This is a genomic window from Halomonas sp., assembly GCF_034520545.1.
In the GTDB taxonomy this organism is placed as follows: Bacteria; Pseudomonadota; Gammaproteobacteria; order Pseudomonadales; family Halomonadaceae; genus Halomonas.
Window position 1 is genome coordinate 541,750 of the sequence record NZ_JAXHNN010000009.1, and the last position, 26,505, is coordinate 568,254.

The window sequence follows — 26,505 nt, forward strand, 5'->3', positions numbered from 1 at the left end:
CGAGAGGCGCCGGAATAGCCTCGAGCGCCCCTCACAAAGATAGTCTGCGATAGCCATGGCAGGTGGCCGCTGGAGCGTGCCGAGGGCGCCATGCTAGTCTCGCGCAGACCGCGCCGCGGCCAGCGGCGGAACGAATCCCCGGAGCGCGCATGCACCTTCATATCCTCGGTATCTGCGGTACCTTCATGGGCAGCCTGGCACTGCTCGCTCGCGAGCTGGGCCACACGGTCAGTGGCTCGGATGCCAATGTCTATCCGCCCATGAGTACCCAACTCGAGGAGGCCGGCATCATCCTGTGCGAGGGGTACTCGGCGGACAATCTCTCACCGCGCCCGGACCGGGTGATGATCGGCAATGCCCTTTCCCGCGGCAATCCCGAGGTCGAGGCGGTCCTGAACCAGGGGCTGCCCTATGTTTCCGGCCCCCAGTGGCTGGCCGAGGAAGTGCTGCCGGGGCGGCGGGTGATCGCCGTGGCCGGTACCCACGGCAAGACCACCGTGGCCAGCATGACGGCCTGGTTGCTGGAGTCGGCCGGGCTTGCACCGGGCTTTCTGATCGGCGGGGTACCGCGCAATTTCGGCATTTCGGCAAGGCTCGGCGCCCACGACGCCCCCTTCGTGGTGGAGGCCGACGAGTACGACACGGCCTTTTTCGACAAGCGCTCGAAGTTCATTCACTACCGCCCCGATATCGCCATTCTGGGCAATCTGGAGTTCGATCACGCCGATATCTTCGACGATCTGCATGCCATCGAGCGGCAGTTTCATCACCTGGTGCGAACCGTCCCCGGACGGGGCCGCCTGCTGGTAGCCGATGGCGAGCCGGCCTTGGACCGGGTACTCGAGATGGGCTGCTGGACCCCGGTGGAGCGCTTCGGTATCCAGGCATCAAGCCCCTGGCGACTGGCACTCGAGCGCGAGGACGCCTCACGCTTCCGGGTGATCCATGAACGCCACGATGGCGACATCGAGGTGAACGAGGATGCAGTAATCGACTGGGCGCTGACCGGTGCTTACAACGCCCGCAATGCCCTGGCCGCCCTGGCGGCAGCGAGCGCCTGCGGGGTCGATCTGCCGCGTGCCGCCGCGGCGCTGTCGCGCTTCGCGACGCCGCGGCGGCGCCAGGAGCTGCGCGGCGAGGTGGCGGGTATCGAAGTCATCGACGATTTCGCCCACCACCCCACGGCGATCTCCGCCACCCTGGAGGGGCTAAGGGCCGCGACGCCGCGTGGGCGACTGCTGGCAGTGATCGAGCCGCGCTCCAATACCATGCGGCTGGGCACCCTGCGCGACCGGCTGGCGGCAAGCGTCGCCGCCGCCGACGCCGCCTTCTGGTTCCAGCCCCCAGGCCTGGATTGGTCATTGTCGCCGGTGCTCGAGGCGAGCCCGGTACCGGCTCGGATGCTCGATGACCTCGATGCCCTGGTGAGGGCTCTGGTCGCCGAGGCTAGGCCGCTGGACCGAATCGTGGTGATGTCCAACGGCGGCTTCGGCGGCATCCACGAGAAGCTGCTGGCCGCGCTGGAGGTGGCCCATGCCGACTGAGCTGCGTGATCCGGTCACGGTGGCCCTGACCGGTGCCTCCGGGGCTCAATACGGCCTGCGACTGATCGATGCGCTGGTGGGGGCCGATCACCAGGTATGGGTGATGATCTCCAAGGCTGCGCATCTGGTGATCGCCACCGAGACCAGCAGCGAGTTGCCGGCGAATCCTGCGCGGCTGGCGAAGGCACTCAGCGAGCGCAGTGGGGCGGCACCCGGCCAGATTCGCTGCTTTGGCCGCGAGGACTGGATGGCGCCGGTCGCCTCGGGCTCCGGTGCCCCTTCGGCCATGGTGATCTGCCCCTGCAGCACCGGCACCCTCTCGGCGGTGGCCACCGGGGCCAGCAACAATCTGATCGAGCGCGCCGCCGACGTGGCGCTGAAGGAGCGGCGCAAGCTGATCCTGGTGCCTCGCGAAACCCCCTTCGCGGCGATCCATCTCGAGCACATGCTGGCCCTGACCCGCATGGGGGCGGTGATACTGCCCGCCGCGCCGGGGTTCTATCATCAGCCGGCGTCGGTAGACGACCTGGTCGACTTCATCGTGGCGCGCATCCTCAACCAGTTGGGTGTCGCGCATCGGCTGATGCCCCGCTGGGGCGAGACATGATCAGCCTGTCGCTGCTCTCGGTGTTCGTGCCGACCTTCCTGCTAGTCTCACTTACCCCCGGCATGTGCATGACCCTTGCCATGGTGCTGGGCATGACCCAGGGCGTGAAGCGCACCCTGTGGATGATGGCCGGCGAGCTGGTGGGCGTGGGCCTGGTGGCCTTCGCCGCCGGTGCGGGTGTGGCGGCCCTGATGCTTCGACAGCCCGAACTCTTCGCGCTGTTCAAGTGGCTGGGCGGCGCCTATCTCGGATACTTGGGCGTGATGATGTGGCGCTCCCGTGGACGCATGGCCATACCCCTGGAGTTGCAAGCGGGGCCGCCCGCCGCTCGCGGTCAACTGGCCCTGCAGGGGTTGGTTACCGCGGTGGCCAATCCCAAGGGCTGGGCCTTCTTCATGGCCCTATTACCGCCTTTTCTGGATGCCTCCCGCCCGTTGGTCATTCAACTGGTGGCGCTGATCGCGGTGATCCTCTCCATCGAATTCCTATGCCTGCTGCTCTATGCCACCGGCGGACGTACCCTGCGCCGCCTGCTCGGCGAGAGCGGTAACGTGCGGCTGCTCAATCGCGTTGCCGGAACCCTGATGGTCGGTGTGGGGCTGTGGTTGGCGCTGGGTTAACCCGGGCTACGCCCGGGAGCCTCAAGCGACAAGCCGCAAGTGGCAAGGAAACCCCGGCCGCCTGCAGTGTGTGAACCACCATCCTGCCTTGCAGCTTGCAGCTTGCAGCTTGCAGCTTGCAGCTTGCAGCTTGCAGCTTGCAGCTTGCAGCTTGCAGCTTGCAGCTTGCAGCTTGCAGCTTGCAGCTTACACCGGCGGCAACCAGGCGATTCGCGCCGCGACCAGCACCAGCGAGGCGACACCCAGCAGGTGCCAGGGGCAAGGGCCGAGGGGCGAGCGAGGTTGTCGCTGCCAGGCCAGTTGCACCAGGGCGCAGACCATCAGGCCGAGCAGGGCGCCTCCGATCAGGTCGCTGAGCCAGTGCACGCCGATGAGTAGCCGCGACAGGGCCATCGGCAGGATCACGGCAATGGCGGCCCAGTAGGCCATGAAGCGCTGGCCGTGGGGCAGTTCCCGGCTGGCGAAGGCCGCCGCCATGCCGAACAGCACCACGGCGGTCGAGGTGTGGGCGCTGGGGTAGGAGAAAGAGTCGGCAAGGTAGGCCGGGGTGTCTGGCCGTACCCGCCCGATGGCCGTCTTGAGCAGGGTGTTGAGCAGTGCAATGCAGACGAGTCCACCGGCGATGTACCAGAAGGCCGACAGATGACGTCGCCAAAGCAGCCAGGCCGCCCAGGGCAGGGCGAGGGCGAGCACCCCGAGTAGATCGCCGGCCCTGGCCATCACCTCTCCGAAGAGGGTCATGCCCGGCAGTCTGAGGGTCTCCAGCAGCCCTGCGAGACGCAGATCCATGGCCAATGGCCCCGCGTGATGGATCACCACCAGGGTCCAGGCCGACAGTGCCGCCAGAGAGAGAATCAGCAGCAGCCAGGAGGCCAGAGGCGGTTCCTCTTCATGCGCTGGGGCCAGGAATCGCCAGACGCGCCGGCCCAGGGGCGTTCGCCGCGACAGCCAGGCGAATCCGCGATACGCGAGACCATTGCGAGTCACCAGATGGCGGCACCAGGAGAATGCCACGGCGAGAATGACCACCAGCGCGCCCAGGGTAACCAGCCACGGCCTGAGTCCTTCGGGCAGGTCCAGCAGCTGCTGCCAGGTCCGTCCCAGCAGATAGCCCGGCAGCACATAGGCGGGAGCCCAGAGGAGTGCCGAGCTCAGGTTGGCCCAGGTGAAGGCGCGGGGGGACATCTTCAGCATGCCGGCGATCAGCGGCACCACCGGTCTCACCGGGCCCACGAAGCGGGCCAGGAAGACCGACAGCGAGCCGTGGCGCTGGAAGAAGCGGGCGCTGCGCGCCAGCCACTCAGGATGTCGCGATAGCGGCCACATGGCAGTCACTCGTTCGCGCTGGGTATAGCCGAGCAGGAAGCTCAGGCCGTCGCCCGCCACCGCGCCGACAAAGGCAGCGACGAGCACCGGTCCTATGGCCTGGCCATGGTGTCCTGCCAGGGAGGTGGCGGCAGTCATCAGCACCACCCCCGGGACCAGCAGTCCGACCAGCGCCAGGGATTCCACCAGGGCGATGGCGGCGATGATCAGCAGCAGCAGGCCCGGAGAGGGCGCCAGCTGGAAGAGGGTATCGTTGATGCTCACGGGTTGCTCCGTTGCCGTGCGTTCGCGGACTCGCGGATCAGCCATCGGCCAGCGACTGGCTGGCCACCTGCAGTCGCTGCTCGAATCGTTGCCGGGACTCTCCCAGGCGTGGCTGGCAGAGACGCAGTCGCGCCTCCAACTGGCCGGTCTCCATCAGATTGGCTTGCTCAAGGACCTGTTCGATTCGCTGCCGTACCAACAGGGCGCCGCTTTCGGTGGTGTCCGGCAGTATCAGCCAGAAATCCGCGGGGCCCTCGCGCCCCAGGGTGTCGTAGTCACGGCATTGGCTGGCGACGGCTTGGCAGAGGCTGTCCAGCAAGGCCTGTCGCGCCCGGGACCCGAATTGCTCGTCCGCCATTTCCAGTTGAGGTAGATGAATCAGAATGACGGCCAGCGGCTGTCCGAGCAGAGCGGCGCGTTCGGTCTCGTTGGCCAGTCGCTCACGCAGGGTCTCGCGTCCCACCGCCGCGCATTCGGGATCGAGCGGGTCGGTGGCCCTCAGCAAGGCATGCTGGCGAACCTGCTCCCAAGGCACCAGGGCCGCCAAGACCACCAGTGTCAGGTAGCCCAGCAGCATGTCCCGGTCGAGCTGGCCATTGCTGAGCAGTGCCAGCCAGATGGGCGTCAGTGCCACGTTGAGCAACATGGCCGGACCCAGCGGCAGCAGCAGCAGGGTGAGGATTGGCGGTAACCCCACCCAGAGTGACGGTAGCCCCGATTGTCGAGGCAACTCGACGGCGATCAGCAGATAACCGCAGATCAGCACCAGGTAGGCGGCCAGCCGCGAATGATCCTCACGAGTCACGCTCAGCAGGGTGGCCACCAGCATCAACAGGGAAAGGGTCGCGGGTAGGGGAATGCGCGCATACTCGCCCATCAAGTAGAGCCACAGGGCAATGCCCAACAGTAGAAGCGTGCCGCTGGCGTACCATGCCGCGAAAAGATGCAAGAAACGGTTTCGACGCTCAGGCACCGGTCGGTTCCCCGATGACCTGGAGGCCTGTCGCCTGCCGCGCCAGGGCCTGCCGTTCGTCCTCCAGTGATGTCAAGCCGGGGAGGGCGATCGCCCGTGCCGGGCCCGTGGCCTCGAGGTTATGCAATACCATGTCACGGCGCGCCCTGGCCTCACGATGGTGGCGGCTGATGAGGATCGTGGCCAGGGTCTGCGGGTCGAGGCGGTAGCAGGGTTCGAAGCGGTGGGTCAGACGACAGAGCCGCTGGGCCAATGACCAGCAGCGATGACGTGAGGTGTGAATCAGCAGGAGCTCGGCATGCGCCCCCTCGTGATTACTCCGGTTTCGCTCGAGAGCGAGGTCATGGGCCAGGCAGTCGCCGGGCCAGAGTGACAGGCCGGGAACCAGGCGAGCCCGGTGCAGGGTGCGCTGGCGCAGCGAGCGCAGGTCGAGGGCCCTGGATAGCCCCAGCAGCATCAGGGCGGCGAGCAGCAGGCCGGTCAGGACCCACTGCTCGAACCCCAGCAGTTCCCGCAGTGGCCACCAGGTGGCCAGCGCCAGCAAGGCTTCGAGCAGCAGGATCCAGCGGGGCTGGGGAAGCATCAACAGCACGGCCCAGGCCCACAGCCAGGTGACGTGGCGCTCGGGGTCAACCCACAGCAGGGAGGCCAGCAGCAGGCCCGGCAGAAGCTGCCAGGGCACCGTGGCGGGACGGCGATGGTTGAAGGCGAGCAGCAGTGCGGTAACGGCCAGCCAGGTCGCTGCCAGCCACAGCAGCATGGCCTCGGTCAGGTGGGTCGTGGCGATGGCCAAGAACACCAGCAGCATTGCCGCGACCAGCAGGTTGACGCGCAGGAGTCCGACTTTGTACTTGGTCTGCATGGTGGCTTAGTATGAACCCCTTCCCGTTTCACGGCACAGTATAACGCCGGCACCGCTCTTGTCGCGGCGCCGCCGGCCCCAGGAGACACGTAACGGCATGACAGCTCAAGCCTCCCGTTCAGACCATGACCCCGCGACCCCCGAAATTGGCGATGTCGACGCCTACATGCAGCGCCTGGGGCAGGCCGCCCGCGAGGCGGCCACCCTGATGCGCCGCGCCGATACCGCGGCCAAGAATGCCGCCCTGCTGGCCATGGCCGAGCATCTCGATCGGGCTCGGAGTGAGGTGCTGGCCGCCAACGCCCGCGACCTTGCCCGGGCCCGGGAGAACGGCCTGGAAGCGGCTCTTCTGGACCGTTTGGCGCTGGATGACACGCGTCTCGATGCCATGGTCGACGGGCTGGCCCAGGTCGCCGCCCTGCCGGACCCGGTGGGCGAGATCGACGGCCTGCGCTCGCGGCCCAGCGGTATTCAGGTGGGCCAGATGCGCGTGCCTCTCGGGGTGGTCGGTATCATCTACGAGTCGCGCCCCAACGTCACCCTTGAGGCGGCGAGTCTGTGCCTGAAATCCGGCAACGCGGCGATCCTGCGGGGCGGGTCCGAGGCGCGCGATTCCAATGCCGCCATCGCTGCTTGCATTCGCGCCGGGTTGGCTCGAGCCGGCCTGCCCGAAAGTGTCGTCCAGGTAGTGGCAACCACCGATCGCGCCGCCGTGGGCCACCTGATCAGCATGCCGGAGTACGTCGACGTGATCATCCCGCGTGGCGGGAAGTCGCTGATCGAGCGCATCACCCGGGAGGCACGGGTGCCGGTGATCAAGCATCTCGACGGCGTCTGCCATGTCTACATCGATGCCAGCGCCGACCTCGACAAGGCTTTGGCCATCGCGGTCAATGCCAAGACGCACCGCTATGGTACCTGCAATACCATGGAGACCCTGCTGATCGATGCGCCGCTGGCCGATACCCTGTTGCCGACCCTGGCCCATGCCTACGGTGAGCATGGCGTCGAGCTGCGCGGCTGCGAGCGGACCCGGGCGATACTGGGCGACATCGCCGTGGCCAGCGAAGCCGACTGGGAGGCGGAGTACCTTGCGCCGGTGCTGGCCATCCGTGTGGTCGACGGTATCGACGCCGCCATGGCGCATATCGAGCGCTACGGCTCGCGGCACACCGATGCCATCGTTACCGAACACTACGGTCTGGCGCGTCGCTTCCTCGCAGAGGTCGACTCGAGTTCGGTGATGGTCAACGCGTCGACGCGCTTCGCCGACGGCTTCGAGTACGGGCTGGGCGCCGAGATTGGCATCTCCACCGATCGCCTGCATGCCCGGGGTCCCGTGGGACTGGAGGGGCTGACCACTCGCAAGTATGTGGTGCTCGGCGACGGTCAGGTGCGCCGATGAGTCAGCCGGGCCTGCCCGTCAGGGCCGACCGAGAACCGTCTTCTCCGCCCCGACTCGCCATGCTCGGTGGCACCTTCGATCCGGTACATCTGGGGCACCTGCGCAGTGCCGTGGAACTGCGCGAGGCACTGGTCCTGGACCACGTGCACCTGGTACCCGCAGCCATGCCGCCGCTGCGCGGCGAGCCCCGGGTCTCGCCCTCCGAGCGTCTGGCCCTGTTGCGTCTGGGGATCGGTGATACGCCGGGTCTGGTCGCCGACCCCCGGGAGCTCGAGCGTGACGGGCCTTCCTACAGTGCCGATACCCTCGCCTCGTTGCGCCATGAACTGGGCAGCGAGGCGCGGCTGGTGATGGCGCTTGGTCACGATGCCTTTTTGCGCCTGGCCGACTGGCACGAGCCAGAGCGGCTATTCGAGCTGGCCCATGTGGTGGTGATCGATCGTCCGGATCACCAGGCTGCACTGCCCGATTCGCTAGTCGAGCTGCTGGCTGGACGCGAGGTCGAAGAAGGCGAAGCGCTGATGGCCCGGCCCGCCGGGCGTCTGCTGCGCCTCAGGCTGCCCTCGCGCATGGCGATCTCGGCCACCGAGGTTCGTCAGCGCCTGGCGACAGGCCGAAGCGTGCGCTACCTGCTCCCGGAGGCGGTAGAGGATAATATCCTGTCGCGTGGTCTCTACCGGCATCGCTGAGTGCTGCCCACGCGAGCGTCAAGTCGGTACAATGGTTTCGAGGATTTCCCGCTGATGAAGGGCTGACACGAAGGGCTATGCATATCGACGCACTCAAGACTCTGGTGATCGACGCACTGGAGGACATCAAGGCCCAGGACATCGCCGTTCTGGATGTCTCACGATTGACCAGCGTCACCGACCTGATGGTGGTGGCCAGCGGTACCTCCAGCCGTCATGTGGCAGCGCTGGCGGATAACGTGGTCCAGGCCGCCAAGGACCAGGGCATTCCGCCATTGGGTGTCGAGGGTGAGAACGGCGCTGATTGGGTGCTGGTCGACCTGGGCAACCTGGTGGTGCACATGATGCTGCCCGAGACCCGACAGCTCTACGACCTGGAGCGTCTCTGGGCTGATCTGCCCAGCGATACGGAACCCCGGCTCGAGGAAGGAACGCACTCTACATGAGGATCCGCCTGCTGGCGGTGGGCACGCGCATGCCCGACTGGGTGTCGCGAGGCGTCGAGGAGTATCGCAAGCGCCTGCCCAGGGACTTCGCCCTGGAGGTGGAGGAGATCGTCCCGGGACAGCGCGGCAAGAATGCCGATGTGACCCGGGCCATGGCGCTGGAAGCCGAGCGTATCCGGAGCCGCCTCAAGGGGGGAGAACATCTCGTCGCCCTGGAGGTGGAGGGCAAGGCCTGGAGTACCGAGCAACTGGCTCGGGAAGCCGATGCCTGGCGCCTCGAGGGGCGCGACGTGGTGCTGCTGGTGGGTGGCCCGGATGGCCTGGCGCCGGCGCTGTCGGCGAGTGCCGACCAGCGCTGGTCGTTGTCGCCGTTGACATTGCCCCATCCGCTGGTGCGCATTCTCCTCGCCGAGCAGTTGTACCGCGCCTGGACCCTGCTTGTCGGCCACCCCTACCACCGCTGAAGGCCATCTTCTGTTGATTACCGCTGAAGGCACTTCTGCTCACCGATCCCGAGGTCATTACCGAGCATGCGTCGGCGCCGCCAACCCCTGAAGAACCCGGAACAGGAGCTGCGTGCCTTCCGCATGCGCTCTCTGCTGGCCGTAATGGTTGTGGTGTGTCTGACAGGTTTGCTGGGCGGGCGTCTGTTCTATCTGCAGGTGGTGCAGCACGAGGTCTACAGCACGCGCTCCGAGAAGAACCGCGTGCGGGTGGAGCCACTGCCGCCCACTCGCGGGTTGATCTACGATCGCCACGGAGTGCTGCTGGCCGAGAATCGTCCCACCTACAATCTCACCCTGGTGCGAGAACGGGTCGAAGACCTCGATGCCACCCTCTCGCGGCTGGTCGACCTGCTGGAGATACCCGAGGAGGAGGCCGAGGCCTTCCGGGTACGCTCACGCCAGCGCCAGCGCCCCTTCCAGCCGGCATTGTTGATGAGCGATCTCGACGAGGACCAGATCGCCCGGCTAGCGGTCAATCGCCATCGCCTGCCCGGCGTCGAGGTGGAGGCCCAGCTGTTGCGCTACTACCCAGACGCCAAGACCATGGTGCATGCGCTGGGCTATGTAGGGCGAATCAACGCCGAGGAACTCGCCAGCCTGGATGCAGGCAACTATGCGGGTACCCATTTCATCGGCAAGACGGGGGTGGAGCGCTTCTACGAGGACGAGCTGCATGGTCAGGCGGGGCTGCGCAAGGTAGAGACCAATGCCCGCGGCCGGGTACTGCGCGAGCTCGGCCACACCGACCCGGTACCGGGCAAGGATCTGACCCTGACGCTGGACAGCGATCTGCAGGCGCTCGCCGTGGAGCTGCTCGATGGCCGCCGTGGCTCCATCGTGGCGATCGCCCCGGGGAGCGGCGAGATCCTCGCCCTGGCCTCGGTGCCGGGGTTCGACAGCAACCAGTTCGTCACCGGCATCGACGTCGCCTCTTACCGAGCGCTCCAGGAGGACCTGGATCTGCCGCTCTACAACCGAGCCATCCGCGGTCATTATCCGCCGGGCTCCACCATCAAGCCCTTTCTGGCGCTGGCAGGGCTGGCCGAGGGCAAGATCACCCCCAACAGCACCATCAACGACCCCGGTTACTACCAGCTGCCCAACGACTCCCGGCGCTATCGTAACTGGTTGCGCTGGGGGCATGGCCGGGTCGACCTGGAGCGTGCCATCGCTGTCTCCAACAACACCTATTTCTATACGTTGGCTCATGACCTGGGTATCGATCGTATCCACGAGAACATGTCGGCTTTCGGCTTCGGTGAACGAGTCGCTCACGATGTCCAGGGCGAGAGTGATGCCCTGATGCCCTCCCGGGACTGGAAGCGTGGGCGCTTCAACCAGCCCTGGTACCCCGGCGAGACGCTCTCGGTGGGCATCGGCCAGGGCTACTGGCAGCTCACCCCGCTGCAGCTGGCCACCGCCACGGCGGTGCTGGCCAACCGCGGCGAATGGGTCAAGCCTCGCCTGGCCCAGCGAATCGGCGAGGAGGAGGTGCCCGTCGATCTGCCGGATACCCCGTCCGACATCGTGCTCGAGAATGAGGGATGGTGGGATCGGATCTTCTCCGGCATGGAGAAGGTGATTTCGGGCCATGAGGGCACTGCCAGGCGTATCGGTAAGGACCTGGAGTATCGGCTGGCGGGCAAGTCCGGCACCGCCCAGGTGTTCTCCCTGGGCAAGGACCAGAAGTACAACGCCGACGAGATCCAGGAACGACTGCGCGACCATGCCCTGTTCATGGCCTTTGCGCCGGTGGAGGATCCCCAGATCGCCGTGGCGGTGATCGTCGAGAATGCCGGCGGCGGCAGTACTCACGCCGCCCATCTGGCCAAGGCGATGACCGACGCCTGGCTGCTCGAGGACGAGGCCCCGGATACCGATGAGGTGCGCGAGGTTCTCCACCGAGAGGATGGCCGGGTGGCGGGGAACTGACGATGATCTGGAGCGAGCTGTCCCGTGGCCTGCGGGCCCACCCCGTCAAGCCCTCCCTGAGTGGCATCGCCCGGAGACGCAGCCTGTGGGAGCGAATCCATCTGGATCCCTGGCTGCTCGGCATGCTGCTGGTGTTGATGCTGGCGGGGCTGGTGGTGCTCTATAGCGCCAGCGGCCAGCGCCTGTCGGTGGTGACCGCCCAGGCCATCCGCTTCGGCGTGGCCCTGGTGGTGATGGCAGGCCTTGCCCAGCTGTCACCGACGACGCTGCTGCGCTGGACGCCACCGGTCTATGTGGCCGGGTTGCTGATGCTGATCGCCGTTGAACTGTTCGGCGATATGGGCATGGGCGCTCAGCGCTGGCTGGAGATTCCCGGGGTGATCCGCTTCCAGCCCTCGGAGCTGATGAAGCTGGCGATGCCGATGATGGTCGCCGCCTGGCTGAGCCGCCAGCCGCTTCCACCGCGCTGGCGCGATCTGCTGGTCTGTGCGGTGATCATCGGCCTGCCGGTGGTGCTGATCGCCAAACAGCCCGATCTGGGAACCTCGTTGCTGGTTACCGCAGCGGGGGTGTTCGTGATCCTGCTGGCGGGCCTCTCCTGGCGCTTTATCCTGTTCTGCGGCGTCCTGGCAGCGGCCGCATTGCCGCTGTTGTGGATGAACCTGCACAACTACCAGCGCCAGCGGATTCTGACCTTCCTCGACCCCGAGAGCGATCCCCTGGGGGCGGGCTGGAACATCATCCAGTCGACGACTGCCATCGGCAGTGGAGGCTTCTGGGGCAAGGGCTGGCTGCAGGGCACCCAGTCGCAACTGGAATTTCTGCCCGAGCGCCATACCGACTTCATCGTCGCGGTGCTCGGCGAGGAGTTCGGGCTGGTGGGCATGCTGGCCTTTCTGCTGCTCTATCTGCTGATCGTGGGGCGCGGTCTATGGCTCGCCGGTGCCGCCCAGGAAACCTTCGGACGCCTGGTGGCGGGCAGCATCATCCTGACCTTCTTCATCTATGTCTTCGTCAATGTGGGCATGGTCAGCGGCATCCTGCCGGTGGTCGGCGTACCGCTGCCGCTGGTCAGTTACGGGGGGACCTCCAGCGTGACCTTGTTGGCGGGTTTCGGTATTCTCATGGCCATTCATGCCCACCGCCGCCTGCTGCCGCGCTAGCGCCGGCGGGTCGCATTTCCAGGGAGAGGCAACAGCATGACGGTGACCCGTTTCCATGGATCGACACCGCTGGCGCTGATCGCCGGCGTTAGCCTGTCGCTGCTGACGTTGCCGGCCGCCGCGGCGGATTTCGACCCGCGTCAGCATGAGGGGGCCCGTTCCCTGGTCGACGAACTGGTTGACCAGGGAATCGAGCGCGAGTGGCTGGAAGGCGCCATGGCTGAAGCCGTCTATCGGCAGAGCGTGCTGGATGCCATGGCCGGCGCCGCCGAACGGCGCCTCACCTGGCACGAGTATCGCGCCATCTTCCTGGATGCCCCGCGCATCGCCAACGGAGTGGCCTTCATCGAGGCCAACCGGGCAGCTTTCGCCCGGGCCGAGGCCGAGTACGGCGTGCCGCCAGAAGTCGTCGCCGCCATCATCGGTGTCGAGACCCGCTATGGGGGCGTCACCGGCCACCACCGCGTGCTCGACTCCCTGGCAACCCTGGCCTTCCATCACCCCCGCCGGGGGCGCTTCTTCCACGGTGAGCTGGCGGCTTTCCTGGAGATCGCCCATGAGCAGGAGCGGGCTCCCGGTAGCTTGACCGGCTCCTACGCCGGCGCCATGGGCTATCCGCAGTTCATCCCCACCAGCTACCGGGCCTATGCGGTGGATTTCGACGGCGACGGCCTACGCGATCTCTGGACCAACCCGGTGGATGCCATCGGCAGCGTGGCCAACTACTTCGCCGAGCACGGCTGGCGCGCCTTCGAACCCATCTATCATGAGGTCGAAGGCCCCGCTACGCCTCCCGACGGCATCGACTTCAACCGCGCTGCACGGCCACCCGCGGTGACGGCGGCTGAACTCGCCGCGGCGGGCCTTGATGTCCCGGACTCGCTGGCCGACGATCATCGCCTGCTGCCGGTGTCTCTGGAACTGGAGAATGGTGAAGACACTTGGCGCTACGTGCTTGGCGAGCATAATTTTTACGTGATCACCCGCTACAATCACAGCCACCTGTACGCCATGGCGGTGATCGAACTGGCCGAGGCGATTGCCGAGGCGCGGGGCCTCGAGGCCCATTGGCTCGATGCTACCGACACCACCCCGGAGGAGGCCCCATGAGACGCGCCTTTGTCGCCTTGAGCGCGCTGCTGCTACTGGCCGGCTGTGCCGGAGGCGGTGGCGGGCCCTCTTCTTCCTCCGGTGAGGCATCCAGCAAGGTACCTGCCGCCTCGGAGAGTGGTGGGCGCTATGCCCTGTCCGGTGACGCCTATCCAGAAGACCCGCCCGATGTCGCCAAGGTCCCCGACGCGGTGCCACGTCGCGAGGCGCGTTCCCGGGGAGGCAACAAGTCGCCCTATGAGGTATGGGGCAAGCGCTACGAGGTCTTGGCCGATGCACGTGGCTACAGCCGCCAGGGCAGGGCCTCCTGGTATGGCGAGAAGTTTCATGGCTACGCAACCTCCAACGGTGAGATCTATGACATGTACAAGATGAGCGCCGCCCACCGTTCCTTGCCTCTGCCCAGCTTCGTCCGCGTCACCAGCCTGGAAAACGGCCGCTCGGCGATCGTGAGGGTCAACGACCGCGGTCCCTTCCACAGCGACCGCGAGATCGACCTCTCCTATGCGGCGGCGGCTCGCCTGGGCATCCTCGAGCAGGGGACCGGCGGCGTAAAGGTCGAGGTCATCGATGTGGAGCGCTGGAACGCCGAAAACGGCGATGCGTCTCGCCAGTCGGTTGACTCGACGCCCCGGGAGGCGGCGGCACCGGCCACCGCGGACGTTCCTGACGACGTGAGCGATGCGCCGGGGGCCCGCAGCGGCGTCTTCCTGCAAGTGGCGGCCCTGGGCTCCGCAGACGGAGCCCGGGAGCTGAAATCGCGTCTGGAGGGTGAGATCGATCGTCCTGTGCGCGTCGCCAGTGCCACCGGCCTCTATCGGGTCCAGGTCGGCCCCCTGGACCATGCCGGCCAGGTGGCTCCCATCCGCGAGCAACTGCGCCGGGCAGGCTTTGCCCAAACCTTCGTCGTCAACGATGCCGACTGAGTCGACCCCCTTTTTCGAACCACCCTGCGATGCCCCTGATGAGAACCCTTGCCATGAGATTCACGCTTTTCTTCCGCCTCCTGTTGTTGCCGCTGCTGGTCAGCTTGCTGCTGGTCACATCACAGGCCACGGCCCAGGTCATTCCCACGCCACAGACCATGATTCCCTCGCCCCCCCAACTGGCTGCGACTTCCTGGATCCTGATGGATGCCGACAGCGGACGGATTCTGGTCGAGCACAATGCCGACGAGCGCCTGCCGCCGGCCAGTCTGACCAAGTTGATGACGGCCTACCTCGTGGAGCGCGAGCTCGACCAGGGCAATATCTCTCCTGAGGACCAGGTGCCCATCAGCGAGAAGGCCTGGCGCACCGGGGGCTCCAAGATGTTCATCGAGGTCGATACCCGGGTGTCCATCGACGAGCTACTCCAGGGCATCATCATCGTCTCGGGCAACGATGCCAGCGTGGCCGTGGCCGAGTATCTGGCCGGTGGCGAGCGTCCCTTCGCCGACCTGATGAATCAGCACGCCACCCGGCTGGGCATGCACAACACCAATTTCGTCAATTCCACCGGCCTGCCCGACGAGAATCACTATTCGTCGGCTCGCGATCTGGCGCTGCTCTCCCAGCACATCATCAACGATTATCCGGAGCATTACGCGACCTATGCTCGCAAGGAGTTCAGTTATGGCGGCATCGATCAGCCCAACCGCAACCGCCTGCTGTGGCGCGACAGCAGCGTCGACGGCCTGAAGACCGGCTGGACCGATGCCGCGGGCTACTGCCTGGTGGCCTCGGCCAAGCGCGACGGCATGCGCCTGATCTCGGTGGTCATGGGGACAGCGTCCGAGGAGGCACGCGCCCAGGAAACCCAGAAACTGCTCAGCTACGGTTTCCGCTATTACGAGACCCTCAAGCTCTATGACGCCGGTGCCGTGCTCAATACCCCGCGCGTCTGGGGCGGCGACAAGAACGAGCTGCGCGTCGGCGTCGATCGCAACGTGGTCATGACCGTACCGCGCGCCCGTAGCGAGGAATTGACCGCCAAGCTCGACATCCAGGCCGATCTCACCGCGCCCATTACAGCCGGCGACCGGGTGGGTACCATGGAGGTGCGCCAGGGTGAGGAGTTGGTCGGTGAGCGCCCACTGGTCGCCCTCGAGGGCATCGAAGAGGGAGGTCTGTTCAAGCGTTTCTTTGACCAGGTGCGGCGCTTCTTCAGCAACCTGATCGGCGGCTGGTTCGACTAGGGCCTCCTTGCCTCTTTACTGCTTACCGCCTGGCGTTGGTCTCCCGGCGCCGGGTTGCGTAACATTAGGGAATATCCACGATCGCCGGAAGGCTCCATGAACGACGACTCCCTGCGTGACCTTCGCAAGCCCCGTCGACAGGCGGGTGACAAGCCGCCGAAGATCACCTTTCCCTGCGATTACTCCATCAAGGTGGTCGGCGATGCCGCCGACGATTTCGCCGCTACGGTGTGTCAGATCGTCATCCGGCATGATCCGGGCTTCGATGCAGCCGCCATTCAGGTGGTTCCCAGCCGCCAGGGACGTTTCCAGTCGGTGCGCCTGACGATTCGCGCCACCGGCGAGACGCAGCTCAAGGCGCTCTTCGACGAGCTCAAGGCCACTGGCCGCGTGCACATGGTCGTCTGATGGCAAGCGAGGGTGAGCTTTCACCGATCCAGCTGCATCGCCTGGGCCATCGTCCTTATACCCCCGTCTGGCAGGCCATGCGCGACCTCACCGATGGGCGTGATGCGGCAACCCCCGACCAGTTCTGGCTGGTTGAGCACGACCCGGTGTTCACCCAAGGGCAGGCCGGCAAGCCCGAACACCTGTTGATGCCCGGCGATATACCGGTCGTGGCGACCGACCGCGGTGGGCAGGTGACGTACCACGGCCCTGGCCAGGTGGTGCTTTACCCGCTGATCGACGTGCGCCGCTCACGGCTAGGTGTGCGTGATCTGGTCACCGCTCTGGAGAACGCGGTGATTGCGGTGTTGGCCGAGCATGGGGTAATGGCCCATGCCCGTGCCGATGCCCCCGGCGTCTATGTGGGGGAGGCCAAGATTGCGTCCCTGGGGCTGAGGATCCGTCGGGGCGCTAGCTTTCATGGGGTGGCCCTCAACGTGAACGGCGACCTCTCGCCTTTCGTGCGGATCAACCCCTGTGGCTATGCCGGCCTGGCCATGACGCGCCTGGCGGATCTTTGCGATGACTGCCCTGACGTCGAAGTGGTGGGGAAGCGCCTGGCCGAGTGCCTGGCGCAAGAACTGAGAAGGGAACTGGCCTCCTGCGAGTTACAAGGGGCCAGGAAGGGAAGAATCAAGGTATTCCCTTTGTAGCTTGCGGTTCAGACACATACTGCCTTGCAGCTTGCAGCTTGCAGCTTGCAGCTTGCAGCTTGCAGCTACCCTACGTTGACCGCATCGATACGATTCGGATCGTCCTCCTGGCCGGGTACCGCGGCGGGGGCGGCCAGGCCGAGGTTATTCTTCTCGAACACCCGGTCGGCCCGGTAGCTGGAGCGCACCAGTGGGCCGGAGGGCACTTCCATGAAGCCCTTTTCCAGGCCTAGTTCGCGATAGCGCTCGAACTCCTCCGGAGTGACCCAGCGTTCCACCGGCAGGTGGTTGCGCGTGGGGCGCAGGTACTGGCCCAGGGTCACGATGTCGACGCCGATGGCCCGCAGGTCGTCGAAGGTCGCGAGTACCTCCTCTTCGGTCTCGCCGAGACCCAGCATCAGGCTGGTCTTGGTAATCACCTTGGGTTGGTGGCGCTTGGCGTGGGCCAGCACGTCCAGGGTCTTGCGGTAGCCGGCCCGGGGGTCGCGAACCCGCCCGGTTAGCCGTTCGACGGTCTCGACATTCTGGGCGAAGACCTCGAGCCCTGAATCGACAACCCGCTCGATCGCGGCGGGCTCGGCATCGAAGTCCGGGGTCAGCGCCTCGACGACGACCTCGGGCGTGCGAGCCTTGATGGCACGGATGCAGTCGGCGTAGTGGGTAGCGCCGCCATCCGGCAGGTCGTCACGGTCCACGGAGGTCAGCACGATATAGCGCAGGCCCATCAGTTCGACGGAGCGAGCGGTATTCTCCGGCTCTTCCGAGTCCAGCCAGCCCTTGGGGTTGCCGGTATCCACCGCGCAGAAGCGACAGGCGCGTGTGCATACCGAGCCCATCAGCATGATGGTCGCGGTGCCGTTGCTCCAGCACTCGCCCTGGTTGGGACAGTGCGACTCGGCACAGACGGTGCTGAGACGGTGGGTGGCCACGTTCTTCTTGACCGCCTCGAAGCGTTCGCCGCCGGGAATCTGGGCGCGTAGCCACTTCGGCTTGCGGCCGTCGGCACCGCCATCCTCGACCTGGCGGCGTACCTTCATGCCATCCTTGATGGCGGCCGTGCCATGATCGTTACGGTACTTCTCGCCGCTGGAGATGCGTGTGGAGGGGGTGTCGCTCATAGCTGTGAGCCTCTCTGCTCGCCGGCTGTCGACGCCATGAAGGCGTTGCCGCGGGGGCTTCCGGGATCTCCGGAGTATGCCGGTCGGCGGTTTCTAGCAGCCTGGTACATCGAATGATTACGCGATTGCGCGGGTCGCAAGATGATAAAATACCACAAGATTTGCGTTCCTTGACAGCCGGGATGGTAGTAGAGACCTCCTTAAGACAGCTTAGAATGCGGGCATCCGATGCTCGCAGTGCTTCTGTTGATGCGCTATATTGCACTGCAACAAAGCCCGATTTCATGCATCGGCAAGGGGGCGCCCCCTGCACCGAGCAACCCTGGAGCTATAGATGAATTCCCTGATACCGACTCCTCCAGCTAGTGTGCTGCCCTTCGTGGATCCGTTCGGTTTCGGACGAGCGGCCTGTAACTACTGGCGCGATACCCTGGAGCGCAGCGTGCTCTTCATGGATGTCATGCGTCAGCGCGGTAACCAGTATCTCGAGCACATCGAGAAGACCAAGCCCAATGTGCTGGGTTTCGATACCGAAGTACTGATGGACGGTCGCAAGCTGTCTCGCCCGGTCAACTACGAGCTGCTGCGCATCCAGCCCCCCGAGGGCGTGGAGACCGATCTGCAGATGCGGCCCTTCGTGGTGGTGGACCCGCGTGCCGGCCACGGTCCTGGCATCGGCGGTTTCAAACCCGACAGCGAGCTCGGGGTGGCTCTGAGGGCGGGGCATCCCTGCTATTTCATCGGTTTTCTGCCCTATCCGGTCGCGGGGCAGACCGTGGAGGACGTGGTCGAGGCCGAGGTCGCCTTCCTGCGTCACGTCATCGAGCGTCATCCGGAAACCTCCGAGAAGCCTATCGTGGTCGGCAACTGCCAGGCCGGCTGGCAGATCATGATGGCCGCCGCCCTCGAACCCGAGCTTTTCGGTCCGATTCTCATTGCCGGCTCTCCGCTCTCCTACTGGGCCGGTGAGCGCGGCAAGGCGCCGATGCGCTATACCGGTGGCCTGAGTGGCGGCAGCTGGATGACATCGCTGTTGAGTGACATGGGCGCCGGGCTCTTCGATGGTGCCTGGCTGGTGCAGAACTTCGAGCGCCTGAACCCGGCCAATACCTGGTGGAGCAAGCAGTATCGGCTCTACGCCCAGGTCGACACCGAGGCGGAACGCTACCTGGAGTTCGAACGCTGGTGGGGCGGTCACGTGGTGCTGGGAGGCGACGAGATCCAGTACATCGTCGACAACCTCTTCATCGGCAACCGCCTCTCCACCGCCCAGTTGGTGACATCCGACGGGCGTCGCATCGACCTGCGCAACGTGCGCTCACCGGTGGTGGTGTTCTGTTCCAAGGGCGACGATATCACGCCGCCCCCCCAGGCTCTGGGCTGGGTGCGCGACCTCTACGAGGGGGTTGAGGACGTGATCGCCAACGAGCAGACCATCGTCTACTGCGTGCACGACACCACTGGCCACCTGGGCATCTTCGTGTCCGGCAGCGTTTCCCGCAAGGAGCATGCCGAGTTCACTGCCAACATGGACTACATCGACGTCCTGCCGCCGGGGCTCTATGAGACAACGGTCTCCAGTGCCGCCGAGCGCGAGGATGCCGAACTGATCGAGCGCGACTATCTGCTGGAGTTCTCGCCACGCACCATCGAAGAACTCGACCAGGAGGTCCAGCATCGACCCGAGGACGACACCCGCTTCGCCGCGGTGGCGCGGATCTCCGAGATCAACCTGGGCTTCTACCGCTACTTCATGCAGCCCTGGGTCCAGGCGATGGCCACCCCCGAGTCGGCCAAGTGGATGCGGCGCATGCACCCTAACCGCATGGGCTACCGCCTGCTGTCCGATCGCAACCCGCTGATGACCGCGATACCGGTGCTGGCCGAGAAGGTGCGTGCCGACCGCCACCCGGTGCACGAGGACAACGTCTTCCGCGCGGTGGAGGGCATCTTCTCCGATCAGGTGACCCGCAGCCTGAATGCCTGGCGTGACCTTCGCGACAGCAGCAGCGAGCGTTTCTTCCTCGACGTCTACGGTCAGCCGATGCTGCAGGCCATGGTCGGTCTGGGCGGCGACGCCCACGTGCATCGTCGTCGTCCGGGGGCCGAGCCCGAACATCGCCGCTTCGTCGAGCGCCGTCGTGACGAGGTGCATCGCGCGATCACCGAGGGTGGCAGCCATGAGGCGGTCATGCGCTCGGTGATCCATGTGCTGGGTGGGGCCCCGGCCACCGACGAGCGCAACTTCAAGCGGCTGCGCGCCTCGCGGGCCGAGCTCGAGCCGGGTATCCAGCTGGCCGACTTCAAGCACCTGGTGCGTGAGCAGTTCTTCACCCTCCAGCAGGATCACGAGGCGGCACTGGAAGCGATCCCGACCCTGCTTAAGGGCCAGACGGCTGATCAGATCGATGCCCATCTGGCACATATCGAGCATGTGCTGGCGGCCAGCGGTGACCTGAGCGAGCACGCGGCGGAACGCTTCGAACGCATCGAGGGGCTGTTTCATCAGGCCATCCGTCATGCCCCCCATGAGGAGCAGGACGCTCGTCGAGATGCCCAGGAGAAGGTGGCCAGCCAGGCGCAGGCCGGGCAGCTCGCGCGCAGTGAGGTGGAAAACCTGATGGAATCGCTGCCCGTCGCCGCGCCAGTGCCGGCTGCGGCCTCGGAGCAAGCCGCATCGGATCAGGCGGTCAGCGAGGCAGCGCCTGAGCTTCCGGCGCAAGAGGCTGTCTCTGAAGTTCCGAAGACCTCAGCAGAGCCTGCCGGTGAGCCCGCCCCCGATGGACCTGCACAAGAGCCAGCCAGTCAGGCCGGTTCTGATTCGCCGGCCGGTCAGAACACCACGTCTGGCACCAAGTCGCCGGCCAAGCGCAAGCCCGCCAGTCGCGGCACGCCGCGCAAGCGGACACCCCGCAAGCCTGGCAATAGCTGATCTCTCAGCGTTATGTTACCCGCGCCCCCGCCCTGTCTGGTGGGGGCGTTGTCGTTGAGGATGGTGTTTATCCCGGCTTGGCGTGATGGTGCCAAGGGGGCTAGGTTCAAGAGGCCGCCGGATTAGCCGTGAGCGATGGTTATCGCAGTTGTCTCAGGTGAGGAGCGCCGGGGGTAGGCCGAAGAGGAGGTCCTACGCCAGGGATGGCGTCGGTAGCGTACATGGAGGTATTCACAGCGCCTCCTCGTAGGCCTGCCAACGGAACAGCTCCGAGCAGTTTGCTATCTGCGATTGCCCTAGGGGCTGCTGGCGGTAGCTGGCGTGAAGGCGACCGCTGGGGTAGGGTAATCGCATTTTTCACCCGCCGGAAAGGGCGGGCCGAAACCGTCTGACGCACGCTTTGTAGCGTGCGTCATCAGCACAGTGGAGCACTATGGGCAAGTCACTGGTCATCGTCGAGTCGCCCGCCAAGGCCAAGACGATCAACAAGTATCTCGGCAACGACTTCATCGTGAAGTCGAGCGTGGGGCACATCCGTGATCTGCCGACCAGCGGCGCCGGCAAGGCAGCCTCGGACCCCAAGGAGCGTGCCCGTCAGGCCGCGGTGACCCGCAAGATGTCGCCCGAGGAGAAGGCCGAACACCGCAAACACAAGGCCCATGATCAGCTGATTCGGCGCATGGGCATCGACCCTGAGCATGGCTGGAAGGCGCATTACGAGATCCTGCCGGGCAAGGAGAAGGTGGTTGCCGAGCTCAAGAAGCTCGCCGAGAAGGCCGATACGGTCTATCTGGCCACCGACCTTGACCGTGAGGGTGAAGCCATCGCCTGGCACCTGCGTGAGACGATCGGTGGCGATGACGATCGCTACCGGCGGGTCGTGTTCAACGAGATCACCAAGAACGCCATTCAGGAGGCCTTCAAGGAACCCGGCAGCCTGAACATCCCGCGCGTCGAGGCGCAGCAGGCGCGTCGCTTCCTCGATCGAGTAGTGGGCTTCATGCTCTCGCCGCTGCTGTGGGCCAAGATTGCCCGTGGCCTCTCCGCCGGCCGGGTGCAGTCGGTGGCCACTCGCCTGATCGTCGAGCGCGAGCGCGAGATCCACGCCTTCATCCCTGAGGAGTTCTGGGATGTTCATGCCGACCTGCGGCCTGCCGGTGAAGACCAGACGGCGGTTCGCTTCGAGCTGGTTCGCCAGGATGGCAAGCCGTTCCGGCCCACATCCAAGGCCGAGACGCTGGAGCGCATCGCCGCATTGCGCAAGGCGAGCCTGGCGATCACCGCTCGGGAAGACAAGCCGACCAGCTCGAAGCCCAATGCCCCTTTCATCACCTCGACGCTACAGCAGGCGGCCAGTGGGCGGCTGGGTTTCTCGGTGAAGAAGACCATGACCTTGGCCCAGCGCCTCTACGAGGCCGGCTACATCACCTATATGCGCACCGATTCCACCAACCTCTCGAAGGAGGCGGTGGAGAACGTGCGCGAGTTCATTGGTGAGGAGTTCGGCACGCGCTACCTGCCCGAGGCGCCCAATCGCTACTCCAGCAAGGAGGGTGCCCAGGAAGCCCACGAGGCCATCCGCCCCTCCGATGTGGGGCGCCGGGCCACCGATCTGGCCGGCATGGAGCGCGACACTGAGCGTCTCTACGAGTTGATCTGGCGCCAGTTCGTAGCCTGCCAGATGACGCCCGCCGAGTACCTCTCCAGCACCCTGACCGTCGAGGTCGACGGCTATGAGCTGCGAGCCAAGGGGCGGGTGCTGAAGTTCGACGGCTACACCCGGGTAATGAAACCGATGGGGCGCAAGGAGGAGGACCAGTCGTTGCCCGATCTCGCCGAGGGCACGCCCATGACGCTGGAGCAACTCGATCCCCAGCAGCACTTCACCAAGCCCCCGGCTCGCTATACCGAGGCGAGCCTGGTCAAGGAGCTGGAAAAGCGCGGTATCGGCCGTCCCTCTACCTATGCCGCGATCATCTCCACCATCCAGGATCGTGGCTACGTCAAGCTGGAGAGTCGGCGCTTCTATGCCGAAAAGCTCGGCGACATCGTCACCGAGCGGCTCAAGGAGTCCTTCCCCGACCTGATGGACTTCTCCTTCACCGCGCGCATGGAGGATAGTCTCGACGAGGTAGCCGAAGGTGAACGCAACTGGCGGGCGCTGCTCGATGCCTTCTACGCCGAGTTCAAGAAGGAACTCGAGGAGGCCGAGAGCGAGGAGGGCATGCGCCCCAACCAGCCGGTGCCCACCGACATCGATTGCCCGACCTGCGGACGCAAGATGCAGATCCGTACCGCCTCCACCGGGGTCTTCCTGGGCTGCTCCGGCTATAACTTGCCCCCCAAGGAGCGCTGCAAGACCACCATCGACCTGCTGCCCGGCGACGAGGCGGTGGCCGCCGATGCCGGCGAGGAGGCCGAGACCGATGCACTGCGCGCCAAGCATCGCTGTCCCAAGTGCGGCACCGCCATGGATAGCTACCTCATCGACGAGACCCGCAAGCTGCACATCTGCGGTAACAGCCCGGACTGCGACGGCTACGAGATCGAGAAGGGCAAGTTTCGCATCAAGGGCTACGAAGGCCCGACCATCGAGTGCGACAAGTGCGGCAGCGAGATGCAGCTCAAGACCGGGCGTTTCGGCAAGTACTTCGGCTGCACCAACAGCGAGTGCAAGAACACGCGCAAGCTGCTGCGCAGCGGTGAGGTGGCGCCCCCTAAGATGGACCCCATCCCCATGCCAGAACTCGCCTGCCAGAAGGTCGAGGACCACTACGTGCTGCGCGACGGTGCCAGCGGCCTCTTCCTGGCGGCCAGCAAGTTCCCCAAGAACCGCGAGACGCGCCCGCCGCTGGTCAAGGAGCTCAAGGCTCATGCCGAGGAGCTGCCCGACAAGTATCGCTTCCTGCTCGACGCTCCCAGCGAGGATCCGGATGGCCGTCCGGCGCAGATCCGCTTCTCGCGCAAGACCAAGGAGCAGTTCGTGATGACCGATGAGGGCGGCAAGGCCACCGGCTGGAAGGCGACCTTCGACGGCAGCAAGTGGCAGGTGGAGGACAAGCGCAAGTGACCCCGAGATCGCGCACCAACCAGTTGCTCTATCAGGCGGATCTGCTGCTCGCGTTGCCGGCCGGCGATGACGAGCATGCCGCTGCAAGGCGCATGGCCGCGGAGGAGGGCAGCCTGGCACTGGTCGAGCTGGCGCTGGAGTCGATGCTGCGTGAGGTCACCGAGCTCGCCAACCTGGAGCGTCACGATTGGCGCGAGTTGCTCGGCCCCGAGGGTGCCGGCATCGCTGAACTGCACCGGCTGCGCGAACTGGCCGCGCGTCCCGACAGCTGGCTTTGCTGGTTGATCGGAAAGCTCGAGGCGTTGCATGGCAGCGACGGGGTGGCGCGTCGCACCAGCGGCGCGGCTAGTGGGTTGATCGCCGTGGGCAGCACAGCGTCGCTGGGCGACGAACTGCGCTGGTGCCTCGCCGAGGCCAAGGCCGAGATCGCCGCCCTGCGCGAGACCAGCGAGGAGTGGTAGTGCCTAACCATTCCTTGGGGTCAGACCCTAAAGAAAAATTAGCCATCTTCGTCGACGTCCAGAACGTCTACTACACCACCCGCGAGGCCTTCGGTCGCCACTTCGACTACAACGCTTTCTGGAGGCGCTTCGCGGCCGGACGCGAGGTGGTGGTGGCCAACTCCTATGCGGTGGCGCGCGGCGACCCCCGCCAGCAACAGTTCCAGGCCATCCTGCGCGGCATCGGCTTCACCGTGAAGCTCAAGCCATTCATCCAGCGTCGCGACGGCTCAGCCAAGGGCGACTGGGACGTGGGCATCGCCCTTGACGCCATGGAGGCCGCACCGCTGGTAGACCGGGTGGTGCTGGTCTCGGGCGACGGCGACTTCGATCTGCTGGTCGAGCGGCTGCGTGAGCGCCATGGGACCGTAGTGGAGGTGGTCGGTGTGGAACGGCTGACTGCCGATTCGCTGATCCGCGCGGCCAGCCACTTCGTGCCCATCGAAGGGGAGTTGTTGCTCTAGACAGCGCCGGGTGTGATCGGCGACCAGAACCGGTACAATCGCGCCCCCGTTTCATGCACTGACTGGACCCTTCATTGATCTCCACCGCCAATATCACCATGCAGTTCGGCGCCAAGCCGCTGTTCGAAAACGTCTCCGTCAAATTCGGCAACGGCAACCGTTACGGCCTGATCGGTGCCAACGGCTGCGGCAAGTCCACCTTCATGAAGATTCTCGGCGGTGACCTGGAGCCCTCCTCAGGGCAGGTGATGGTCGAGTCCGGTACCCGGCTCGGCAAGCTGCGCCAGGACCAGTTTGCCTTCGAGGAAGAGCGGGTCATCGACACCGTGATCATGGGCAACGAAGAGCTCTGGCAGGTGGCGGCCGAACGCGAACGCATCTACTCGCTGCCCGAGATGAGCGAAGAAGACGGCATGGCCGTGGCCGACCTCGAGGTGCGCTTCGCCGAGCTCGACGGCTACACTGCCGAGCCCCGGGCCGCGGAGCTTCTGCTGGGGCTCGGCATCCCGCTGCACCAGCACACCGGCCCCATGAGCGAGATCGCGCCGGGCTGGAAGCTGCGCGTGCTGTTGGCCCAGGCGCTGTTTGCCGACCCCGATGTGCTGCTGCTCGACGAGCCCACCAACCACCTGGACATCAACACCATCCGTTGGCTGGAAGGCATGCTCACCGCACGCAACAGCACCATGATCATCATTTCCCACGACCGCCACTTCTTGAATAGCGTCTGCACGCACATGGCAGACCTGGATTATGGCGAGATCACGCTGTTTCCCGGCAACTACGACGACTACATGACCGCCGCGACCGCCGTGCGTGAACGTCAGCACGCCGACAACGCCAAGAAGAAGGCGCAGATCGCCGAACTGCAGCAGTTCGTCAGCCGCTTTTCGGCCAATGCCTCCAAGGCCAAGCAGGCGACCTCCCGGGCACGGCAGATCGACAAGATCAAGCTCGAGGATATCAAGCCCTCCAGCCGGGTCAGTCCCTTCATCCGCTTCGATCAGGCCAGGAAGATCCACCGTAACGCGGTCAACGTCGAGGCCCTTACCAAGGGTTTCGCCGAGGAGGCTCCGCTCTTCGAGCGCTTCTCGATGACCGTGGAAGCCGGCGAGCGCATTGCCATCATCGGTCCCAACGGCATCGGCAAGACGACGCTGTTGCGCACTCTGGCCGGCGAGCTGCATCCTGATGCCGGAGCCGTGCGCTGGACCGATAGCGCCGAACTCGGCATCTACGCCCAGGACCATGCCGACGATTTCGCCAATCAAGCCACCCTATTCGAATGGATGGCCCAGTGGACCCAGGGCGGCGAGCAGGAAGTGCGCGGCGCCCTGGGCCGAATGCTGTTCTCCAGCGACGACATCGGCAAGTCGGTCAAGGTGATCTCCGGAGGCGAGCAGGGCCGCATGCTGTTCGGCAAGCTGGCCCTCACCCGGCCTAACGTGCTGCTCATGGACGAGCCCACCAACCACCTGGACATGGAATCCATCGAGGCGCTCAACCTGGCCCTGGAAAACTACCCTGGCACGCTGATATTTGTCAGCCATGATCGCGAGTTCGTCTCTTCCCTGGCGACCCGCATTCTGGACATGAGCGAGCAGGGCATCACTGACTTCAGCGGCAGCTACGACGACTACCTGCGCAGCCAGGGGCTGTTCGGCTGACGTTCTGAGAAAAAGTGTCCAGCGACGCTTC

Annotated in this window: 23 protein-coding genes; 19 read left to right on the forward strand and 4 right to left on the reverse strand. The window is 65.5% G+C overall.

Annotated features, from left to right (window positions below):
- Positions 1-149: 149 nt before the first annotated feature.
- From mpl to U5L98_RS07580, 3 genes are read left to right on the forward strand one after another with little or no spacing between them, the layout of a single operon-like run.
- The gene (gene mpl / locus U5L98_RS07570) at positions 150-1,544 is read left to right on the forward strand and encodes a UDP-N-acetylmuramate:L-alanyl-gamma-D-glutamyl-meso-diaminopimelate ligase (protein ID WP_322557704.1); all 1,395 of its coding nucleotides are present in this window, start codon (positions 150-152) and stop codon (positions 1,542-1,544) included.
- Positions 1,534-2,151 (forward strand): flavin prenyltransferase UbiX, encoded by a 618-nt coding sequence (locus U5L98_RS07575; protein WP_322557705.1) that lies wholly within the window; start codon positions 1,534-1,536, stop codon positions 2,149-2,151. Before mpl ends, U5L98_RS07575 begins: the two co-directional genes overlap by 11 nt.
- A complete protein-coding gene (locus tag U5L98_RS07580) occupies positions 2,148-2,771 on the forward strand; it encodes a LysE family translocator (protein WP_322557706.1) in 624 nt (207 codons plus the stop codon). Before U5L98_RS07575 ends, U5L98_RS07580 begins: the two co-directional genes overlap by 4 nt.
- 186 nt (positions 2,772-2,957) lie before the next feature.
- Here U5L98_RS07580 and U5L98_RS07585 read toward each other — a convergent pair whose 3' ends face one another.
- The 3 genes from U5L98_RS07585 to U5L98_RS07595 are packed head-to-tail and all read right to left on the reverse strand — an operon-like array spanning position 2,958 to position 6,196.
- Complete coding sequence (locus U5L98_RS07585) at positions 2,958-4,361, reverse strand: bifunctional DedA family/phosphatase PAP2 family protein (protein ID WP_322557707.1); 1,404 nt, start codon at positions 4,359-4,361, stop codon at positions 2,958-2,960.
- A gap of 37 nt (positions 4,362-4,398) precedes the next feature.
- On the reverse strand, positions 4,399-5,334 hold the full coding sequence (locus U5L98_RS07590; RefSeq protein WP_322557708.1) for a diguanylate cyclase domain-containing protein: 936 nt from the start codon (positions 5,332-5,334) through the stop codon (positions 4,399-4,401).
- Positions 5,327-6,196 carry a hypothetical protein gene (locus U5L98_RS07595; RefSeq protein WP_322557709.1) on the reverse strand — a complete coding sequence of 290 codons (870 nt, stop codon included), beginning with the start codon at positions 6,194-6,196 and terminating at the stop codon, positions 5,327-5,329. The genes U5L98_RS07590 and U5L98_RS07595 overlap by 8 nt, the downstream gene beginning before the upstream one ends.
- A gap of 97 nt (positions 6,197-6,293) precedes the next feature.
- Here U5L98_RS07595 and U5L98_RS07600 point away from each other — a divergent pair, with 97 nt between their 5' ends.
- The 11 genes from U5L98_RS07600 to lipB all read left to right on the forward strand — a co-directional run bounded on the left by U5L98_RS07600 (position 6,294) and on the right by lipB (position 16,723).
- A complete protein-coding gene (locus tag U5L98_RS07600; RefSeq protein ID WP_322557710.1) occupies positions 6,294-7,601 on the forward strand; it encodes a glutamate-5-semialdehyde dehydrogenase in 1,308 nt (435 codons plus the stop codon).
- Positions 7,598-8,290 carry a nicotinate-nucleotide adenylyltransferase gene (gene nadD / locus U5L98_RS07605; RefSeq protein WP_322557711.1) on the forward strand — a complete coding sequence of 231 codons (693 nt, stop codon included), beginning with the start codon at positions 7,598-7,600 and terminating at the stop codon, positions 8,288-8,290. Before U5L98_RS07600 ends, nadD begins: the two co-directional genes overlap by 4 nt.
- A 77-nt stretch (positions 8,291-8,367) precedes the next feature.
- Positions 8,368-8,736 carry a ribosome silencing factor gene (gene rsfS, locus U5L98_RS07610; RefSeq protein WP_322557712.1) on the forward strand — a complete coding sequence of 123 codons (369 nt, stop codon included), beginning with the start codon at positions 8,368-8,370 and terminating at the stop codon, positions 8,734-8,736.
- Entirely contained in the window at positions 8,733-9,200 is a 468-nt protein-coding gene (rlmH, locus tag U5L98_RS07615) for a 23S rRNA (pseudouridine(1915)-N(3))-methyltransferase RlmH (protein ID WP_322557713.1), read from the forward strand. The genes rsfS and rlmH overlap by 4 nt, the downstream gene beginning before the upstream one ends.
- Positions 9,201-9,266: 66 nt before the next feature.
- On the forward strand, positions 9,267-11,174 hold the full coding sequence (mrdA, locus tag U5L98_RS07620; protein WP_322557714.1) for a penicillin-binding protein 2: 1,908 nt from the start codon (positions 9,267-9,269) through the stop codon (positions 11,172-11,174).
- 2 nt (positions 11,175-11,176) lie between these two features.
- Positions 11,177-12,337 carry a rod shape-determining protein RodA gene (gene rodA, locus U5L98_RS07625; RefSeq protein ID WP_322557715.1) on the forward strand — a complete coding sequence of 387 codons (1,161 nt, stop codon included), beginning with the start codon at positions 11,177-11,179 and terminating at the stop codon, positions 12,335-12,337.
- Between the two features lie 36 nt (positions 12,338-12,373).
- The gene (gene mltB / locus U5L98_RS07630; protein ID WP_322557716.1) at positions 12,374-13,447 is read left to right on the forward strand and encodes a lytic murein transglycosylase B; all 1,074 of its coding nucleotides are present in this window, start codon (positions 12,374-12,376) and stop codon (positions 13,445-13,447) included.
- Positions 13,444-14,373: a septal ring lytic transglycosylase RlpA family protein gene (locus tag U5L98_RS07635; RefSeq protein ID WP_322557717.1), complete on the forward strand. Its 930-nt coding sequence runs from the start codon at positions 13,444-13,446 to the stop codon at positions 14,371-14,373. The genes mltB and U5L98_RS07635 overlap by 4 nt, the downstream gene beginning before the upstream one ends.
- A 53-nt stretch (positions 14,374-14,426) precedes the next feature.
- Entirely contained in the window at positions 14,427-15,623 is a 1,197-nt protein-coding gene (locus tag U5L98_RS07640) for a D-alanyl-D-alanine carboxypeptidase family protein (protein WP_322557718.1), read from the forward strand.
- Positions 15,624-15,719: 96 nt separating this feature from the next.
- The gene (locus tag U5L98_RS07645; RefSeq protein ID WP_322557719.1) at positions 15,720-16,031 is read left to right on the forward strand and encodes a DUF493 domain-containing protein; all 312 of its coding nucleotides are present in this window, start codon (positions 15,720-15,722) and stop codon (positions 16,029-16,031) included.
- Complete coding sequence (gene lipB, locus U5L98_RS07650) at positions 16,031-16,723, forward strand: lipoyl(octanoyl) transferase LipB (RefSeq protein ID WP_322557720.1); 693 nt, start codon at positions 16,031-16,033, stop codon at positions 16,721-16,723. Before U5L98_RS07645 ends, lipB begins: the two co-directional genes overlap by 1 nt.
- A gap of 65 nt (positions 16,724-16,788) precedes the next feature.
- Here lipB and lipA read toward each other — a convergent pair whose 3' ends face one another.
- The gene (gene lipA / locus U5L98_RS07655; RefSeq protein WP_322557721.1) at positions 16,789-17,841 is read right to left on the reverse strand and encodes a lipoyl synthase; all 1,053 of its coding nucleotides are present in this window, start codon (positions 17,839-17,841) and stop codon (positions 16,789-16,791) included.
- A gap of 334 nt (positions 17,842-18,175) precedes the next feature.
- Here lipA and U5L98_RS07660 point away from each other — a divergent pair, with 334 nt between their 5' ends.
- From U5L98_RS07660 to U5L98_RS07680, 5 genes are all read left to right on the forward strand, one after another.
- Positions 18,176-20,773 carry a DUF3141 domain-containing protein gene (locus tag U5L98_RS07660; protein ID WP_322557722.1) on the forward strand — a complete coding sequence of 866 codons (2,598 nt, stop codon included), beginning with the start codon at positions 18,176-18,178 and terminating at the stop codon, positions 20,771-20,773.
- A 433-nt stretch (positions 20,774-21,206) separates the two neighbouring features.
- Positions 21,207-23,843, forward strand: a complete 2,637-nt coding sequence (topA, locus tag U5L98_RS07665; protein WP_322557723.1) for a type I DNA topoisomerase — start codon at positions 21,207-21,209, stop codon at positions 23,841-23,843.
- Positions 23,840-24,304 (forward strand): DUF6586 family protein, encoded by a 465-nt coding sequence (locus U5L98_RS07670; RefSeq protein ID WP_322557724.1) that lies wholly within the window; start codon positions 23,840-23,842, stop codon positions 24,302-24,304. The genes topA and U5L98_RS07670 overlap by 4 nt, the downstream gene beginning before the upstream one ends.
- Entirely contained in the window at positions 24,304-24,807 is a 504-nt protein-coding gene (locus tag U5L98_RS07675) for an NYN domain-containing protein (protein ID WP_322557725.1), read from the forward strand. Before U5L98_RS07670 ends, U5L98_RS07675 begins: the two co-directional genes overlap by 1 nt.
- Before the next feature lie 74 nt (positions 24,808-24,881).
- Positions 24,882-26,474 carry an ABC-F family ATPase gene (locus U5L98_RS07680; RefSeq protein ID WP_322557726.1) on the forward strand — a complete coding sequence of 531 codons (1,593 nt, stop codon included), beginning with the start codon at positions 24,882-24,884 and terminating at the stop codon, positions 26,472-26,474.
- Positions 26,475-26,505 lie beyond the last annotated feature (31 nt).